This window comes from Pseudomonas sp. FA-1 (assembly GCF_056856075.1).
The window spans coordinates 120,195-136,192 of record NZ_JBWXTH010000006.1 but is presented as its reverse complement, the minus strand read 5'-3'; the positions used below and the strand labels follow the sequence as shown (position 1 = coordinate 136,192).

19 protein-coding genes are annotated in these 15,998 nt (G+C 62.2%); all 19 read right to left on the bottom strand.

Annotated features, from left to right (window positions below):
* Positions 1-26: 26 nt before the first annotated feature.
* On the bottom strand, positions 27-305 hold the full coding sequence (locus AC1MHZ_RS13040) for a tail fiber assembly protein (protein WP_482966465.1): 279 nt from the start codon (positions 303-305) through the stop codon (positions 27-29).
* A complete protein-coding gene (locus AC1MHZ_RS13035; protein ID WP_482966464.1) occupies positions 302-697 on the bottom strand; it encodes a hypothetical protein in 396 nt (131 codons plus the stop codon). The genes AC1MHZ_RS13040 and AC1MHZ_RS13035 overlap by 4 nt, the downstream gene beginning before the upstream one ends.
* The gene (locus AC1MHZ_RS13030) at positions 698-1,978 is read right to left on the bottom strand and encodes a hypothetical protein (RefSeq protein WP_482966463.1); all 1,281 of its coding nucleotides are present in this window, start codon (positions 1,976-1,978) and stop codon (positions 698-700) included.
* A 12-nt stretch (positions 1,979-1,990) separates the two neighbouring features.
* Positions 1,991-2,659 (bottom strand): hypothetical protein, encoded by a 669-nt coding sequence (locus tag AC1MHZ_RS13025; protein ID WP_482966462.1) that lies wholly within the window; start codon positions 2,657-2,659, stop codon positions 1,991-1,993.
* A gap of 23 nt (positions 2,660-2,682) precedes the next feature.
* Positions 2,683-2,997, bottom strand: a complete 315-nt coding sequence (locus tag AC1MHZ_RS13020; protein WP_482966461.1) for a diacylglycerol kinase catalytic domain-containing protein — start codon at positions 2,995-2,997, stop codon at positions 2,683-2,685.
* A 1-nt stretch (position 2,998) separates the two neighbouring features.
* Positions 2,999-6,949, bottom strand: coding sequence for a TipJ family phage tail tip protein (locus AC1MHZ_RS13015; protein WP_482966460.1), 3,951 nt, complete (start codon positions 6,947-6,949; stop codon positions 2,999-3,001).
* A gap of 55 nt (positions 6,950-7,004) precedes the next feature.
* Positions 7,005-7,586, bottom strand: a complete 582-nt coding sequence (locus AC1MHZ_RS13010) for a tail assembly protein (protein ID WP_482966459.1) — start codon at positions 7,584-7,586, stop codon at positions 7,005-7,007.
* Between the two features lie 130 nt (positions 7,587-7,716).
* Positions 7,717-7,992 (bottom strand): hypothetical protein, encoded by a 276-nt coding sequence (locus tag AC1MHZ_RS13005; protein WP_482966458.1) that lies wholly within the window; start codon positions 7,990-7,992, stop codon positions 7,717-7,719.
* A 128-nt stretch (positions 7,993-8,120) separates the two neighbouring features.
* Entirely contained in the window at positions 8,121-8,420 is a 300-nt protein-coding gene (locus tag AC1MHZ_RS13000) for a hypothetical protein (protein WP_482966457.1), read from the bottom strand.
* A gap of 152 nt (positions 8,421-8,572) precedes the next feature.
* A complete protein-coding gene (locus AC1MHZ_RS12995; protein ID WP_482966456.1) occupies positions 8,573-9,352 on the bottom strand; it encodes a C40 family peptidase in 780 nt (259 codons plus the stop codon).
* A gap of 2 nt (positions 9,353-9,354) precedes the next feature.
* The gene (locus AC1MHZ_RS12990) at positions 9,355-10,104 is read right to left on the bottom strand and encodes a phage minor tail protein L (protein ID WP_465002044.1); all 750 of its coding nucleotides are present in this window, start codon (positions 10,102-10,104) and stop codon (positions 9,355-9,357) included.
* The gene (locus AC1MHZ_RS12985) at positions 10,101-10,439 is read right to left on the bottom strand and encodes a phage tail protein (RefSeq protein WP_482966455.1); all 339 of its coding nucleotides are present in this window, start codon (positions 10,437-10,439) and stop codon (positions 10,101-10,103) included. Before AC1MHZ_RS12985 ends, AC1MHZ_RS12990 begins: the two co-directional genes overlap by 4 nt.
* Positions 10,439-13,711 (bottom strand): phage tail tape measure protein, encoded by a 3,273-nt coding sequence (locus tag AC1MHZ_RS12980; RefSeq protein WP_482966454.1) that lies wholly within the window; start codon positions 13,709-13,711, stop codon positions 10,439-10,441. Before AC1MHZ_RS12980 ends, AC1MHZ_RS12985 begins: the two co-directional genes overlap by 1 nt.
* A gap of 40 nt (positions 13,712-13,751) precedes the next feature.
* Positions 13,752-13,994 (bottom strand): hypothetical protein, encoded by a 243-nt coding sequence (locus AC1MHZ_RS12975; RefSeq protein ID WP_465002041.1) that lies wholly within the window; start codon positions 13,992-13,994, stop codon positions 13,752-13,754.
* Positions 13,991-14,335, bottom strand: a complete 345-nt coding sequence (locus AC1MHZ_RS12970; RefSeq protein WP_465002040.1) for a hypothetical protein — start codon at positions 14,333-14,335, stop codon at positions 13,991-13,993. Before AC1MHZ_RS12970 ends, AC1MHZ_RS12975 begins: the two co-directional genes overlap by 4 nt.
* A 40-nt stretch (positions 14,336-14,375) precedes the next feature.
* Positions 14,376-14,879, bottom strand: coding sequence for a hypothetical protein (locus tag AC1MHZ_RS12965; protein ID WP_416768289.1), 504 nt, complete (start codon positions 14,877-14,879; stop codon positions 14,376-14,378).
* Positions 14,880-14,933: 54 nt separating this feature from the next.
* The gene (locus tag AC1MHZ_RS12960; protein ID WP_416768290.1) at positions 14,934-15,320 is read right to left on the bottom strand and encodes a DUF3168 domain-containing protein; all 387 of its coding nucleotides are present in this window, start codon (positions 15,318-15,320) and stop codon (positions 14,934-14,936) included.
* Positions 15,313-15,813 carry an HK97-gp10 family putative phage morphogenesis protein gene (locus AC1MHZ_RS12955; protein WP_416768291.1) on the bottom strand — a complete coding sequence of 167 codons (501 nt, stop codon included), beginning with the start codon at positions 15,811-15,813 and terminating at the stop codon, positions 15,313-15,315. Before AC1MHZ_RS12955 ends, AC1MHZ_RS12960 begins: the two co-directional genes overlap by 8 nt.
* Before the next feature lie 3 nt (positions 15,814-15,816).
* The gene (locus tag AC1MHZ_RS12950) at positions 15,817-15,993 is read right to left on the bottom strand and encodes a hypothetical protein (protein WP_482966515.1); all 177 of its coding nucleotides are present in this window, start codon (positions 15,991-15,993) and stop codon (positions 15,817-15,819) included.
* Positions 15,994-15,998 lie beyond the last annotated feature (5 nt).

The following is a 15,998-nucleotide window of genomic DNA, read 5'->3' as shown; positions in this document are numbered from 1 at the left end:
TCGTTGGCTGGCTGTCGTTCAGTTGATCAGGCCGGCGGCGCGGGCCAGGTGATCTCGTCGGGGTAGCCTGCCTGGGTCGGGACCCGGCTCAGCTCAACGCGGTAGCGCTTCCAGGCGAGCAGCATTGCCGACTCTTCTGGCGTGGCCATGCCGAGGTCCACGGCGTCTTGCAGCGGCTCGATGGCGCTGTCAGCTACCTGGCGGTAGGCCGCTTGTTGCTGCTGGGCGCGCGACAAGCGCTCTGCTGCTTCGGCTGCAGCTTTCATTTCGGTGGTGATTGTCTGCGACCAGTCGATAGCGATCATTGGCCAGCCTCCTCGAGGACAGAAATTGGAGCGTCACGACCAACCTCGACGACCTCACTGCCTTCGACGGGCAGAACTTCAGGCGCTTCGGGGGCAATGTCGTAGACCGGCAGGTTCACCGGGCCGTTCTCGGTCACGGTCACTGGTAGCGGGAAGCGAGTGCTTTCCGGAGCATTTGGGCCGTGCGGCAGGATTATCGTCAGCTCCAGTTCACCGTTGACGCGGTCAACCTGGCCTGTGAACCACTTGGAAGAGATGGCTTCGGCTGGCAGAGCTTCCCCCTCCAGAAGCGGTCCAAGGTCGCACTGCTCGCCGTTGAGCCACAACACGTCGCCCTCGCGGTCCAAGATCAATTGTTCGTCCATCCGGACGGGGGATAAAATTATTTTCATTTAGTACCACCTGCCTATGGCTTTCCAACGGATATAGAGGCCGGCAGTTACAGTTGTGCTCGATCCTTTTGTTTCAAGTACAAAAGATCCACCGAAGATGCCTGAGTCTTGAGCTGGGTGAGCCCTCACGCCAGCCGAGTTGTTTTGGATATAAACATCTGTGCAAATAGGCTGATCCTGCGCCGCATTCCTTGGTGCAAAACCTACAGGGAAGGTAATTTGCAGCTCAGCTGATCGATAGCCACCGCCGCTATTGGCCGTACCGACTGCTACATTTTCCGCTAGGATTATTTGACCCCATTGAACCAAAGTGCCATCAGCCAATTTCGTGTAGCGGCCATTTGAATTCGCGCCATGCTCGATGATCGCCCCAGTAGGGACTCCTCCGGCCTGCCCAACCGTACCGACTGCGCTGATTTGGCTGTAAACCTCAACCCATTCCCCGATAGTTCCGGCGCTCATCCCGCGCAACTTCATCCGTGGTCTGAAATTGAAATCAAGCGCGATCTGAGACCAGTATCCCGTAGGGTTGTTATGGCGCAGGTGGAGCATGCGAGTCCACCCATTTGGGAAAGGCGAATCAGGCCATGCGGCTGGAGTTTGTGGTTGCACTTCATACATACCGGAATCAAGCAAGGCTGCATTTATTTCAGCAGGCGTTTTCCTTTCGCAATAACTACCAATTCCGAAGTCGCCACGACGCACCAACTCGTTCCAATACAGCGCAGTTGCAGATGCCCGTGATCCTACGAATATCCGAGTGCCAGGTGCCGTGCTGCCGTTCTGAGCTGCCAAGACTGCCTGATAGGAGGTGTTCAAACCCCCCATGTGCATGACAGAGAAAGCGCCAGCAGGTACGCCAGAAGGACCACCAGGCGTAGCACTCGGGTGTCCCGACGTGAACGCGTGATACAACCCACCAGCGTTGGATGCCGCAAAATCGTCCAATAGAGGCGCGGCAGAGGAACCAACCCCGAACTGCCCGATCCCCACTGCCTTCAGGGTCGTCCGCGCCGCGTCCGCGTCCGCATCATCGAGCAGAGTGCGAGCAAACGCGGTGAGCGCGGTCATGGCCACGGTACCGGTGCCAGTCGTATACATAAGCTGGTTGGCAGCCCACACCGACGCCGAAATCGCCGTCAGCTTGGCATTCAGTGGCTGCAGCACCGTACCGCCGTACAGCTCGGTAAAGTTGGCATTGGTCTTGGTGAAGGCTGTGCGGGCGTCGTCGCCGTCAAGACCGCCCGGTGCGGTACCGAGGTTGATGTTTTGCCTGGCCATTCGGCCTCCTAGTTAATAATCAGTGACATCAACAACCAACACTGTTGGCGCTGCGTGGCGAGGGGTATCGTTCGGTGGTGCATCGCCAGGCCAAGGTCGAGAGGCAATCCATGGCTCTCCTCCCCAGACGTCTGAGGGCCCCACGGCTATCCCATAGGAAATCAGAACCGCCCAGGCCATACCGGCATTACGCGCTCCTCTCCACCGCTTTCCATAGAAACCGATCCCTGCGGCGTATTTCCTGCCACTCTTAGGCCAAGGTCTGGTCACCCCGCCATTCAATGAGTTGTCGTCTTGCCCACAAAGAAATGCATCGGATATGCGCATGAATTGGCTGTCTGAATCAAACGTAAGAACACCATTCTCATCAAACAATTGAAGGCCTGATTTACCTGCGGATGCCGCAACACCATCCGCGAATCCAAAAATCTCAAACGACCCTTGGACATTTGTGCGAAACGTATATTTTGTGCCTTGCTTTTTGAAAAGAGCAATTACCCTCTTCACAGTAGACGAAAAGAAAATGTATTTCGCAGCGCCTGGAATAATGACCTCAAAGTTATACCACACTCCGATATAGACTGTATTTCCGTCATTGTAGTATGGGCCTGCATAGGTAGTCTTGAAGACTAGCACAGATGTTTTCATTGCTGAATCCAACTGCAGCACGCCTTCATCCATGTACACATTGAGTCCAGCTGGCATCAAAACACCCCCACTGAAATTGTCGTACTTTTCCTAGGAGCGTTTCCAGATCCAAGAGGATTACGAAAATCATTGAACACCCAGCTAACGGTTCCACCTGAAAACGTCACAGTGGGAAAGCAATAGATTTCGGTAAAATAATCGATATCTACCGTAATAAAATGAAACGGCGCCCCTGCACCGGAAAGCCCAGGTACAACCCGAGACGAATTTGAAGTACCGCTGACGAACGTATCCAGAATGCGCCCGATACGGTAGGTAGCATCGAGCATTAACTTGCCATCAGCGTTCCATGTTTGAAGACCTTGAGGCATATCAACTCCAAATGCCGAGGCGCACGCGCATGACGTTGTTGCTGTCCCAGATCCGCATCAACTGGTTCGTGATGTTCATTCGCCCCTGACCCGCTACAGAGCCATTGATCTCGAACTCATTGGTTACGAAGTTGATGCGGATACCTCGTTGCCCGGCGATGTAGTTCGAGCTTTTCAGCTCACCGGTTATGACCAGGTTCAGGATGTCGGCCTGTTTGATCACCGCGCTGTTCAGGAAGGCCTGGCCGTTCTCCAAGGCGAACACCGACTTGGCCACCCCGTTGATCTGGTTCAGTACCGCGAACCGATCGGCCAGGAAGTACACCTGCGACTGCATTCCCGACGGGGTGTTTTCGATGCCGATCCCCATGCCGGCGCTGTAGTAGCGCCCCTGCGAGTCGACGCCCAGCTTGATGCTGTACATCGCGTTGAGCTTGCCGTCCGTAGTGGCCTGGGTCTGCGCCACCGTCTGGATCGTCGATTCAGCGCTACCCACCCGGCTGTTGAGCTGCGTAACGCTGGTAGACAACGCTGTGTCGGCCTGGGCCCTGGTGTTCGCCTCGGTAGTGATCGCGGCGTTGGCGTCACCGATGGACGACTCCGCCGAGCTGATACGCTGGGTGAGCGCAGTATCAGCGGTCGCTCTGGCGGTGGCCTCGTCCGTGATTGCCGTTTCTGCATCCGCCACCCGGCTGGTCAGCCCGGTTATCGTCTGCGAGATTGCCTCGTCCGCCGACGCCCGTGCAGCCGCTTCCTGGACGATGGCTGCGTTTGCATCGCCGAGGTCAGCAGTGATCTTGGTAATCGACTGGGCCAAGGCCTCGTCGGCAGTCACCCGGGCGTAAATCTCGTCGGTGACCGTCGCTCGTACATCGTTGATCGACACGTCGACCTTGTCGATCCGCTGAGCGATCGCCAAGTCAGCAGCACCGAACGCGGAGTAGATCGACCACGACCCAGCCCTGACCTCGGTGCCTCCAGCGCGCCAGTCCGAGCCGCCGGCCATCCGGGGGTTCACCACAGCCTCAACACCGATGATCCGGCTGGCCATGGCTGCCAGTTCGCCGTTGATTTCCTCGACACTGGTTTCTACCGCATCCACACGGAACGCCAGGGCGGTCACCATCTCGCCGAGCGACGAGTAGTCGCCCAGGTACTCCCAGTAGGCGGTGTTGGTCACCGGCGTCCCAGCGGGCACGTCCTGCTTGGCGCGGTACAGCTTGCCATTGCTCTTGACCAGGCTGCCGGCCAGATAGTCCTGGCCAGCCTGCCAGTCCTCGGCGCCGACGATGTCGCTGATCTGCGTCTGCAGCGAATCGATCTGCCCCTGTAGCGCCGTGTCGCCGGCGCTGATCCGGTCGCCCAGGTCCTGGGCCACATGGTCGAGGCGGCCGTTTACCGAGCCCTCCCCGTTCCCCGAGATCTTCTGAATTTCGGAGAGCAGGCCCTGCCCGAGCTCGGTCTCGGTGATCTTGCCGGTGATGTAGTCGAGAATTTCCGACGCGTCTGCGTTCGACTGACCATAGGTCCAGTCCGACCAAGGGCCGACGTTACCTGAACGGTCGACCAGGCGAGCGCGGAAATACCGCACCACCCCAGCGGCCATGCCGCTGTGCAGGTAGGTCGTGGTCGGATAGGCGAAGCGGCCAAGGTCCACAGGATTCTGGCCAGTCACTTCGGAGGCCATCTGCAGCTCGGTGTACTCGGTGTCACCTGCCCCTTCAGGGAAGCCCCAGGCCACACGGATGCCGAAGATTTCCGGCGCCGTGGAAAGGAACGCCACCGCTGGCGGCTCGCCCTCCTTCCCCTTGAGCTGGGTCAGGTCCGAGCTCTTCCAGATGGAAGTGATCTCGAACGCGCTAACCGCCCGCACCCGGGCCACGTAGGCGCCGGCGTAGATGCCCACAACATCAACCGAGGTGGTACCGACGCGCTGCAGGCGCACCCAGTTGCCATCGTCCTTGCGCCATTCCACGTCATAGGCCACGGCCCCTTCCACTGCTGGCCAGGCAATGGTCATGGTGCTGACCGCGATACCCTGGTTGACCACGTAGGCCGAGGACAGGGTGACGCTGGCCGGCGGGGCCACGGTGGTGACCGGAATGATGCTGATCGGTCGGCTTTCCAGCTTGGCCCCGGTATCGATCGCCGCGAACTTGCTCGGGTTGAACTCGAGCGCGGTGATCTCCCAATGCCCCTCCTGGGTACGCGAGGTCTTCAGTACCCGGAACAGCTGGACGGCCAGGTCTTCGTAGTCGATTGCCCACTGCAATTGCGGTTCTGGCTGCACGCTGTAGGCCGTGGTCACGGTCACCACGCGGCCTGCTACCGACTGCACGGTGCGGGCCTGGGCGGTACCGTTCGGCAGGTTCACGATCAGCCGGTCGCCGGCCTTGATCGGCGTGTCGCGGTCCAGCGTTACCACCCTGCCGGCAGCTGCAGAGATCCGGCCGCCGTTCGGGCGCCCCGCCACCAGCTCGTCAGCCACAGGGATCACGTAGCCAGGCAGCGGGATGCGGCCCTCGATGCCAGTGCGGAAGGTAACGGTGCGGTCCTGGTCGTTGCTCAACAGCACCCACTTCCCGCGGCGCTGGGCTTCGGAGGCGCGGGTGCAGCCGATGGCCGAGATCTCAATCGGGCGGTCCCGGTAGCGGCGCTGCAGGGCCAGATCGGTGACCGGGATCACATCGGTGTCGTAGTTGTTCGCCGGGTTGTCGTAGCTGACCAGGGCGCGACTGTAGTGCGTGTCCCGCCCGGCGCCGCCGTAAACGAAGTCGCCATCGATGACGTTCGAGCGCGTGAAGACGTAGTCGATATCGCGCTCGCGCGGCATGTCGGCCTGCATGAACAGCGAGCCCTGGGCCCAATACACCATGCCCCGGTAGATCGCCGACAGGTCGCGCAGCAGGGCCCAGGCCTCGGCCCTGCCCTGCAGGTTGAGATCGCACAGGTAGCGAGGCTCCTGCCCGCCCAGGCCATCCGGCACAAGCTGGTCACAGTACTGAGCGATGCGGTACATCTCCCACTTGTCGACCATCCATGGCTTGATGCGCTTGCCCAGGCCGAACCGATCCTCGACGCACAGGCCGTAGGTCACGAAGGCCGGGTTGTTGGTCCAGGCCTGCTTGAAGGTACCGTCCCACACACCGGTGTAGGTGCGGGTGATGGGATCGTAGGTGCTCGGTACCGGCCACCGGCGCGCCTTGCAGCGGACCGTGACCTCGGGGATGTTCTGGAACTGCTGGGCGTCGAACTCGATGTACAGCAGCGCGGTGTTCGGGCAGCTCAGCTTCTCGTCGATGATCTCGGTGTAGCCGGCGATGGTCATCATGTCGCCGATGGTGCCCTTGTTGGCGTTCGGCGTGATCCGGCGGACGCGGAACATCCAGCCAGAGGTTGCCGCCGGCAGGTCGACGCTGACGGAGCGTTGATAGCCGTTCATGGATTTGCCATCCACGGCCCCGCGGTGCGCCTCAGCGTAGGCGCCGCCATCGGTGGCCACGTCGATTGCGTACTCGATCCGGTAGCCGTTGGTGTTGCCGTTGCTGTCCTGGCTGTACAAGCGTGGCCATGTGAAGCGCAAGCGCAGGCGGGACAGTTGAGTGTTGGTCAGCGCACGAGAGAACGGCGCATCGCTGCGCAATTCGACGTTTACGGTCGTCTCGTTCTCGACTGCAGGGATGCCCTTGATGTATTCCTGATCAATGCTGCCTGGGCGCCACTCCCACTTCACGCCCGGGAAGTTCAGGTTGCCGCTGGCATCCATGATCGGCGTGTTGTCGAGGTAGATATCCCGGTCGGTCGGGGTTCCGTCGAACTCGCCCTCGCCCACGGCCAGGAGAATGCTGGCGATGTTGGTGGACTGCAGGGTGTCCGGCGATTCAACCGGTGCCTTTGGCTTGCTGCTGCCACCTTTAGCGCCAGTGATATCGAGGTGTTTATCCGCGCCCATGCTTTCCTCCGGGCATAAAAAAACCTCCCGGAGGAGGTTGTACGTTGACCTAGCGCTACTTCTTGTCTTCGGCCCGGATCGAGGCTGAGATGATCGCCCCGCCCCACCGGCGGTCGCCGATGCAGATCGGTACCGGGTTGCCGCTGGCCGTGGTGTTCTTGGCGCTGCCGAAGGCGTAGGACGGCAGGTTCTCCGGCGCTGCGCTCTGGGAAAGGCCCTTAGCCTGGGGGCTGAGCATCTGGACGACGCCGCCGGCGACCATGGCGATACCAGCCGGCAAGGTCGGTGCACCAAAGAAGCTGGCGACAATGAGGGCGGCCCCAATTACCGTTTGTAAAATACCGCCCCGCTTGCTGCCAGCCACAACTGGAACGATACGCACCTCACGCGTACCGCTACGTGCAAAATCCTGTTGTCCTACGTTCTTCCGATTTCGAAAGATCGCGAAACGCAGACCCAAACCATCAAGGCGCCGGATCTCAGCCTCGAAGCCGGCCAGCGTCGCTTTGAGGGCTTTGAACACTTCCCAGATTTCCCCGCTTTCGATCTGTCGATGATGCGTGCGACCGAACTGGCGCGCCAACGAACCAGACAGCTTGATGGTAGTCATCCTGGGTATTCTGGCGAACGCAGCCATCGGGTTCCTCCAGCAAGAAAAAACCGCCCAAGGCGGCTGTAGATTTACGACCGGCCAGGTAATCCTTTGGTCGTTTCGAACTGAAACAAAAAGCCCAGCATAGTGCTGGGCTTTGGGGCATCAAGCGTTGTCAGTTTCGGTAGTGTTTGTCACGCTCTCGGTAATATTCGGCGCGCCGTTTCGCATCCTCACGCTCCATCTCCTCGATGTGCTTGCGCTCCTCTCGGTCCATCTCTTCGTGAAATTTTCGATGTTCACGGGCATCTTCCATGTCCGCTTTGTCCATCTCACGCTGATGCTCCCAGTAGCGTTTCTCAGCTTCTCGATGGTCCTTGTATGGATCATCTGCCCAAGCAATGGGCGCCGCCGCAAGGAAAAAGGATGCCGCTAGTAAAATGACTTTCATGATGGCCGCACACGACATAGTAGGTAAATCTAGGACCTTGAACCCATAAATAAGTGCCTGCCACTATGCGAAAACGGCTGCTGTGAGCCAGCTCGAATCGAGTAGGCCTGAAAAATCTAAGCTCCTGATCACTCGGAATTGGCCATTAATTGAACATCGGGAAAACCTTCCTTCGCCACATGTCGAGCCCGCCCGACGCCCCAAACCAAAGCTCGAGTCATGGACTCACCTGGACGAGAATTGAAGGCTTCCTCATGCAACGCAATACCTGATGGGCCATACACGCCAATGAACAATTGTGTGCTGCCTGTACGCGAAAGCCTGACCTGTACATCGATCAACGTTCCGTCCTTCAGGATCTCATCATGACTGCGATGGTGGAGCGATGGATCAGCCCAGGTCCAAAAAACATCACCGCGAATTCTCATGCCGACCTCCTACGACTTTAGTCTTAGTCCATATGCGCCAAACAAAATAGCGCGGGGAGCCGTCGCCATGGATGGGAAGTTCATGAACGGTAAAGGTTTTCTGACCGCCGGCCATTCACCCCTAATTTGAGTAATGCTTGTGCCGCTTTGCACTAATCCTGTCGCGGCACGTCCGTACCAGCAGCGCTGCGATGCCGAAGAACGAGACGTGTCCGCTCCAGCCATGGGCCTCCGAACACGATGATCTCCGATGGCCTGCCATACAGGTGGTGCAGCAGGAACGGGCCAGGGCCGAACACCTGGGACTGCTCGCCAGGCAGCCGGGCGTCACCACCCAGGAAGATGCCGGCATGTTCGGGGTGCATAGTGCGCCCAACGGCCATGACGATCATGTCGCCGCGCTCCGGCTGGCTGACCCGGTAGAAGCCAGCGGCCTCATAGGCCTGCTCGTACAGGCTCGGGCCGTCGGCCTTCTCCCACCACCCGTCCTCCCGGGCATAGGCCGGGAACTCAAGCCCCCACTCGCGCTGGTACCAGTCCGCGCAGACCTGCCAGCAATCCCAGGCCCCGTGCACGAAGGGGCGACCCAATAGTGGCGTCTCACCCTTGGGCGTGATGGTGCGCAGGTCACCCTCGGGCCAGGACAGGATGTGCCAGGGTAAGCCCGTGGCCTCGCACATGGCCAAGTCACGCGGCGAGGGCCGGCTGGTAGCGTCAGGATGCGAGTGGACGATGCCAATGACTTCGCCCTGGTCTTCGGCTGCAGCGTACTGCTCCGGGGAGATCCGGAACTCCTCGGCCGGGTCGTTGGCCGTGTTGTCGCACGGGATGTACCGCTGGGTACGCCCCACCGCGACGATCAGCCCGCAGCACTCGCGCGGGTACTCCGCCGCAGCGTGCTGTTGCACGGCGGCCAGGATATGGTTGCGCATGGTCAGCTCCGCGCGATGAGAGAAACGGCCGGAAAGCCGCCGAAGGGCAGCTGGTTTCCCTCGCCGAAGCGCGGGATGCACCCGGTGCCCAGGCACCCATCACACTCGTCCAGTTCGGGGTTGTCGGTGAGGTTGCCATCCTTGTCCCGGTATGGGCCGGTGTAGCCGCAGTTCGGCCCGCGGTAGCCACCGGTCATGGCCCAGTGGCACAGCTGGGTCATCTGACGCCCGATCGTCTCGCCGCCCACGTCGCCAGGGCTGGCCAACTCCCAGGCCACAGTAGTGCCGTTCTCGGAGATCTTCTGGTCGATGTACCAGACTTCGATGCTTTCCTCGTTCGGGTCGGCTTCGGGGTTGCCGCCTGGGAAGTTGGCCGCGTCGAGGTACTGCCCCAGCGTGTGCCGGATAGTCAGCTTGAACTCGAGCAGGTCATCGAACGCCAGGCACAGCGCCGTGATCCGTCCGCTGACGTTGCCGACCGTGATCGTAGGCCGAACCGCTGTTCCGTCCGAGTTGGCCCCAATGCCCTCGATCTGCATTGGCCAGGCGCCGTACTCCTCGTCCTGCCACCAGATCGACTTGGCCGGGAGCTGATCGGCGTCGGCGCCGGCAGCGGCCAGTTCCTCCGGCGTGTGCGGAATGGCATGGCCATGGAACCGCAGGATGTCGGCGCCGAACTCGCTGCCGTCCAGTTCGAACAGCATGATTTCGGCGCCTGGCTCCAGCTTCTGGAGCTGTGTGATAAGGCTCATGGGTGATACGCCCGCTCGAAAGTCATGGAAAGGACGCCAATGCCGCCGGGCTTCCACTGTTCACGGAATGCCGAGCAGCGGTATAGCCCAAGGACACCGGCCGGCGTGGTCCACAGGAACGACCGGTAGCCGCGATGGGCGCGGATGAAAGCCAGGATCGGCTGCAGCTCTTCCTTGAGCCCGCCGAAGGTCAGCGAATGGGAGTCGTCTTCGCCGTTCGGGCCGTCGCCGCTGACCTGGGCATAGCCGTCCCCGAACTGGGCGCGCCGCACCCGCAACGTGCTGTCCGAACCGACCTCGTCGTCCGGCTCCCAAGTAAAGGTCTCGATCGCCATCAGCCTCTCCCGTTGCTGTTGCGGTAGCTTGTTCCACCTGGTCGCCAGGAGGCGGCGATGGCGCGCTCGGCCGTCGCCTGCATCTGTTGCTGCAGGTTCTGCTGCAACGCTGCGCTGTCCAGCTGCAGGCCTTCGGAGCTGCGATCCTCCATCGTGAAGTACATCGGCGCGTCCACCTTCACCACGGTCCCACCGCCAGGCGAGCCGCCCACCATCTGCACGCCCAGTGAGCCATCGGGGCCACGGGCCAACGGCATGATCGCCTCCGGCCCAGCTTCGCCGGCAATGCCCAACCCACCATTGCCCATGCCGAACATCGTTGGCGTGTTGAGGATGGTGTTGGTTGCAAAGCCGGCGCCCTTGGCGAACAGTTGCACGCCTGAGCTCCAGGCGCCGCCCTTGGCCTGGGTCACCCCGGGCCAGTTGTTCATGTACTCCGGCCCATAGCCCGCTTGGGTCGCCCCGAGTGACGAAGACCCGCCACCGAAGTAGCTGGTCGCCGCCGAAGCGCCAAAGCCGATCAGCCCACTGAGCAGCGAGCTTGCGGCCTGCTGGCTGGCGATCCTGGCCATGTCCGCGATCACGCTGGTGGCGAAGTCCTTGAAACTCGCCTTGCCGGTCATGGCGAACTCGGTCAACGCATCGCGGGCCGTGTTGAAGCCCGTTGTGAGCATGTCGTCGGTCGCGCCTGCTACATCGTTGGCATCGGCCCGGATGTTGTCCCAGGCGCGGCGGGCGCCATTGCGGTAGTCCGCCTGCGCCTGGAGCCGGTCCTCGTAACCGTCGATTTCCATCTGCAGCTCGCGCGCCTGGTAGTCTGCCAGGTCGGCCAGGCGTTGCTCATAGGCCGACTGGCTGAGGCGGCGGGAGACATCCTCCTGCTGCTCCTCCAGCTGTCGCCGGGCCTCGGCGTACCGCTGCCGAACGGCATTGAGGCGGTCGGCCTGCTCGCGCTCGTTGTCGCCCATGCCGACACCGGCGATGTCGGCATTGATTGCGTCCTGACGCGTCTGGAGCAACACCTCCATCGCCTTGCGGTAGGCCTCGGCACTGTTGCGCCGGATCTCCGCCAGCTTGCGCTCCTCCTCGGTGCGCTTCTGGATGGTGCCGTCGGCATAGGCCGCGTTCAGGTTCTTGATGCCGAGCTCCATCTCGGCGGTGGTGATCTTGCCGGCGGCCTGGGCCTTGCGCAGCCCCTCCACACCTGCGGCCAGATCCTCGAGGCGCTTTCGCTCGGGCAGCGCCCGGTCGATGATGGCATCGAGCGCCTTGATCTCGTCGTTGAGCGCCTTGGTGCGGTCCTTGCTGGTCTCGGTGGCATCCTTGTTGGCCTTCTTCTGCGCCTCGATCGCGCTTGCCGCCGACAGGATCGCCTGGCGGTCGGTCTCGGTGAGGTCGGCGTTCTCGGCGATGTAGCGGTTTGCCGCCTTGATGGCGTTGCCGTTGTCCTGCAGGCCACCCAGCTGCTTCTGCAGCGTCTCGAGGTAAGTCTGGCCAGCACTGCTCATGCCTGCTTTCGCGGCATTGTTGGCATTGGTGGCGACGGTGTTTTCCTGGGTGACGCCCGTCAGGACGCGCAGGGTCTCGGCGATCAGGTTAGATCGCTGGTCGGCATCGCTGACCGCGCCGGCCTGGGTGATCCACTGCTGCAGGGTGCCGGACGGCAGTTGCAGGCGTTCACCCACCTCCCGCAGGATCGGCACCAGGTCAGCGCCCGAGGCCCTGGCCTCGTTCAGCCGGTCGATCACCGATTGGTACTCGCGCAACTGCTGGCCGTACTGCCCGCCGGAGTCTCGCGCCGGCGCGGTGACTGTCGCGGCTCGGATGGCCTGGGCCAGGTCGCCGTAGGCGTCCCGGACGCTGTCGGTCGCGTTGATCTGCTCCTGCTGCCACTTCACCAATGACGCTTCGCGCTGGTCGCGGTTGAGCTTTTCGAACTCCTCCCGCAATTGCGAAAGGGGCTTGTGCAGGTCGTCCAGACTCACCCCGGCCTGGTCAGCGTTGTCTCGCAGCAGCAGGAAGCTGGCTGCAGCAGTGCCGGCCAGCACAGCGAGCCCCATCGGCCCACCCAGCGCCGTCAGCAATCCGCCGGTGGCGGCGCGCGTCAGATTGGTCTGGGCGATGGCCAACGCTTCGGTGGACGCAGCGAGCGCGGCCTGCTTGGGCAGCAACTGCGTCTGGACCAGGGAAAGCCGCTGCAGCCCGGTCGCAGCAGCCACAGACGCCTCGGCTTGCTGCAACTGCGCCTGGGCATAGATGCGTTGGGCTTCGGCGCCGCGCAACGCGGCCTGAGCGTTCTGGACTTCCGCGACCCGCTGCGCCAGGGCCGCCTTCAGGGCCAGGCCGGCCTTGGCAACGTAGTTGGTCAGTGCGGCCACACCGGCACCGCCCATGGCCACGGCCACCAGGTCGACGTTGTCGGCCAGCGCAATAAGCACCTGCGACAGGCCGCCAACCACTCCGGTCTGCTCCTCCATCTGCCCGAGGAAGGTGCCGATGGCATTGCTGATGTTCACCATCGCATCCTGCACGCTGGTGGACATGTCGGCGGCCGCCTTGCGGTTGACCTCGACAGTGCGCAGCAGGCCGGTATTGATGTCGTCGAGCGACAGCTTGCCCTGGACGCCGAGCTTGCGGATTTCTTCCGCGCTCTTGCCCGTGGCGCTGGCAATCGCGTTGACGATCGTCGGCATGGCGTCCTGAATGGACACCCAGCCATCGGCCTCCATCTTGCCGGTTTGCAAGGCCTTCGAGTACGCACCCAGCGCCGAACCGGCCTTGTCGGCAGCCGCGGCGTTGGTCACCAGCAGGAAGCTGAAGCTGTCGGTGATGTCGAGCGTCTGCTGGGTGTTGAAGCCCAGGCTGCGCATAACATCAGCCGTGCGGATGTACAGCTCTTGGGCCTCGGCCAGAGGCCGGTAGGTTTCCTGGGCGGTTTGCAGCAGGTGCTCTTGCACCATCTGATACGCGCCAGCACTGCCGGCGGCGGCCCTCATCCGGTCGGCCATTTGCCCGTAGGCATCGACCTGCTTGATGATGCCACCGACGAGCCCGGCGCCGGCGACAGCCGCCAACGCACCACGAATGAGCACGCCAGCCTGCTGGGCTGCGCCGCCGGCGCTGTCGAATGCCGAGTCGACCTGGGCCAGGTTGCGGTCGATCGACTGGGTCGTGCGGGCAACTACCTGGTCCGCGCTGGCCAGCTCCCGGCGTAGCTGCGCGGTGGTAGCCTCGATCTGGACCAGCATGCCCTGGACTTGTTGGTCGGCCATGTGAACTCCAAGCACAAAAAAACCGCCCGGAGGCGGCGAATTACTCTTCCTGGCGACCTCGGAAGAAGGCCTTCAGCTTGTCTGCCACGCTCGCGCGCCTATGCGGCGCGGTGCGCTGGCCTGCGATCTGGCCCTGAGCCTGGCCACGGCCAGTCCAATCAAGCCTGGCGTCAAGCGCGAGCATGATCTGAGGGATGGGTGTGCGCCATGCGGTTTCAGGCGGCCAGCCAAGCCAGCCGGTGGCTACGCCGAACAGATAGTCGACGTAGCTGCCATTTCTCACGGCGCTGTGCTGGCCGCCTCGGGCTTTCCCCGTTCAGCGATGCTCGGCGGCACGGGGTTCAACAGGTACGTGATGTACCTGACCAGCTCGTTCGACACCTTGGATACTCCGGCGTTGAAGACCTCGGTGGCCACCGTGGCGTGCTGCTCAGGCTGCAGGCCGGCGCCGGCGATGATCACATCCGCGCAAGCGCCAATGGACATCAGGCGCATGGCTTCCAACCCACCGCGCAAGCCGCCGAATCGGGACTCGATCCGCAGCGCAGCCTCGAGGGTTGGCTGCAGGGTGTAGCTGCGCGCACCGACCACCAGGGTGACGGTGCCATACAATGCTTCGCTCATGAAGGTTCTCGCGGTAGGTGACGGGGCTCAGCCCCGTCGATTACGGGGTAACGGCCGGGCCAGGGAGAATTTCAAGGATCTCGGTGTTGATGGCGAAGGTCATGTTGCGGCGTACAACGTTGTCAGCCGAACCGGCCGCCACGGTGTTGTTCATGACTTTCACGCCGTAGTAGTAGGTGGTAGGCAGCACTGGTGGAGTAGCGCCCGGGTCGCCATCGTTCAGCGTGACCTTGATGTTGTAGTTACCCTTGGAGCGATCCTTGTGCGCCACGCTCACGGCCTTCTGGCCGGCGTCGCCGTTGTCGAGGCCCACCACCAGGGTCATGTTGCCGGCGTCGGCGGTGCCCTTGTACTTGCGCACCCGGCCATCGCTCAGCGCGGTGAAGTTCACCGGGTTGAACGTGTCGCCGAACTCGCCCAGGTCCTCGATCTCGCCAACATCGACGTAGGTGTCGGCTTCGTACTCAGTTACGGAATCCGCGCCGGTCTTGCCGCCAATGGCGAGGCGGCAGCCGGCGGCTGTGTTCAGGTTGTCTTCGGCCATGGGGAATCCTCCAAAGGCTCATTGGATAAAAGCCGCGGCGCGGCCAGTGGGGAATCAGTGGGTGGTGATCACGCGAACGGTGATCGAACCCTGGTAGGTGACGCCATCTGCATCACGCTGGGCGTCGGATTGCTCGACCCGGACGGAGACCGCGCGGCCCACCGCAAGTGGGAGGCGGCGTTCATCCAAGGCAGCGATGACCTCGCCCATGATCCGCTTGACCTCCGCCTGGCCGACCTTGTCGGACCACACGGACAGGTAAATCAACCGTGTTTCGCGCTTGCGCCCTCTGATGGGGCTCGCGTTCGTTGAGATCTCACGGTCGATCGATACATACGGCATCGGCGTATTGATATCGGCGCCGTCGTGGATCGGGCAGCTGACCTCGGCCTGGAGCCGAGCGAATAGCGCAGCTTGCAGCGCCACGGATGGATCAGCCATTGCCTACCCCCTGGCTTGCCTTGCGCAGCGTCCGGCGCACGGCAGCTTCGATATCGGCCATCACATACTCACGGTTGACCTGCATCGACGGACGGAGCCAGGGATGCGCAGGCCTGGCCGGGATGTCTGGGTACTTGCCGAAGAAGTGGGTGCCGTCGCTCTTGTTGGTAGCCCGCTTGTTGCGGTTGCCGGCGCGCTTCTCGCCGATGTAGCCCTTGGTGCCGTACTCGATGAACCGCAGGTAGAAGAAACGGCGGTTGTCGCGTTTGCCGCGAATGCCGATCTGCGCGTCGAGGCCGCTGGGCGAAACGTAAACCTTGAGCGCGGCAGCCGCGGCGCCCGTATCCTTCGGCATCAGCTGCTGCTGGGTCGCAAGGATACGGTTGGCAGCATCCTCCATGGCCGGTTTCAGCTCGTTATCCATCGTCCGATGGATGTTGCGAAGCGTCCGCCGAAGCCGGATATCGCCGCGCAGACTGGAGCGCCTGGCCATGGATCACTCCTTGGCCTTGGCGGCCTTCGTTGGCTTTTCGGCTTTCTCGACGACCTCGATGGCGTAGCCACGTGCGATCAGCCCCTGGCCATAGGCCTTGTCGACCTCGAACTGTTCGCCCTTCTCGCGCTCACCGGATGCCCCGGTCAGCGGCCCCAGGGCCTGGATTTTCATCTTCATGGATC

What these genes read in the sequence shown, in the direction of transcription:
- AC1MHZ_RS13030 (WP_482966463.1), bottom strand. Translation starts at nt 1,978, where the DNA reads ATGGCCAGGCAAAACATCAACCTCGGTACCGCACCGGGCGGTCTTGAC.
- AC1MHZ_RS12955 (WP_416768291.1), bottom strand. Translation starts at nt 15,813, where the DNA reads ATGGCCAGGCGCTCCAGTCTGCGCGGCGATATCCGGCTTCGGCGGACG.
- AC1MHZ_RS13015 (WP_482966460.1), bottom strand. Translation starts at nt 6,949, where the DNA reads ATGGGCGCGGATAAACACCTCGATATCACTGGCGCTAAAGGTGGCAGC.
- AC1MHZ_RS13010 (WP_482966459.1), bottom strand. Translation starts at nt 7,586, where the DNA reads ATGGCTGCGTTCGCCAGAATACCCAGGATGACTACCATCAAGCTGTCT.
- AC1MHZ_RS12965 (WP_416768289.1), bottom strand. Translation starts at nt 14,879, where the DNA reads ATGGCCGAAGACAACCTGAACACAGCCGCCGGCTGCCGCCTCGCCATT.
- AC1MHZ_RS12990 (WP_465002044.1), bottom strand. Translation starts at nt 10,104, where the DNA reads ATGAGCCTTATCACACAGCTCCAGAAGCTGGAGCCAGGCGCCGAAATC.
- AC1MHZ_RS12980 (WP_482966454.1), bottom strand. Translation starts at nt 13,711, where the DNA reads ATGGCCGACCAACAAGTCCAGGGCATGCTGGTCCAGATCGAGGCTACC.
- AC1MHZ_RS13000 (WP_482966457.1), bottom strand. Translation starts at nt 8,420, where the DNA reads ATGAGAATTCGCGGTGATGTTTTTTGGACCTGGGCTGATCCATCGCTC.
- AC1MHZ_RS13025 (WP_482966462.1), bottom strand. Translation starts at nt 2,659, where the DNA reads ATGGATGAAGGCGTGCTGCAGTTGGATTCAGCAATGAAAACATCTGTG.
- AC1MHZ_RS13035 (WP_482966464.1), bottom strand. Translation starts at nt 697, where the DNA reads ATGAAAATAATTTTATCCCCCGTCCGGATGGACGAACAATTGATCTTG.
- AC1MHZ_RS13040 (WP_482966465.1), bottom strand. Translation starts at nt 305, where the DNA reads ATGATCGCTATCGACTGGTCGCAGACAATCACCACCGAAATGAAAGCT.
- AC1MHZ_RS12970 (WP_465002040.1), bottom strand. Translation starts at nt 14,335, where the DNA reads ATGAGCGAAGCATTGTATGGCACCGTCACCCTGGTGGTCGGTGCGCGC.
- AC1MHZ_RS12985 (WP_482966455.1), bottom strand. Translation starts at nt 10,439, where the DNA reads ATGGCGATCGAGACCTTTACTTGGGAGCCGGACGACGAGGTCGGTTCG.
- AC1MHZ_RS12995 (WP_482966456.1), bottom strand. Translation starts at nt 9,352, where the DNA reads ATGCGCAACCATATCCTGGCCGCCGTGCAACAGCACGCTGCGGCGGAG.
- AC1MHZ_RS13020 (WP_482966461.1), bottom strand. Translation starts at nt 2,997, where the DNA reads ATGCCTCAAGGTCTTCAAACATGGAACGCTGATGGCAAGTTAATGCTC.
- AC1MHZ_RS13005 (WP_482966458.1), bottom strand. Translation starts at nt 7,992, where the DNA reads ATGAAAGTCATTTTACTAGCGGCATCCTTTTTCCTTGCGGCGGCGCCC.
- AC1MHZ_RS12960 (WP_416768290.1), bottom strand. Translation starts at nt 15,320, where the DNA reads ATGGCTGATCCATCCGTGGCGCTGCAAGCTGCGCTATTCGCTCGGCTC.
- AC1MHZ_RS12950 (WP_482966515.1), bottom strand. Translation starts at nt 15,993, where the DNA reads ATGAAGATGAAAATCCAGGCCCTGGGGCCGCTGACCGGGGCATCCGGT.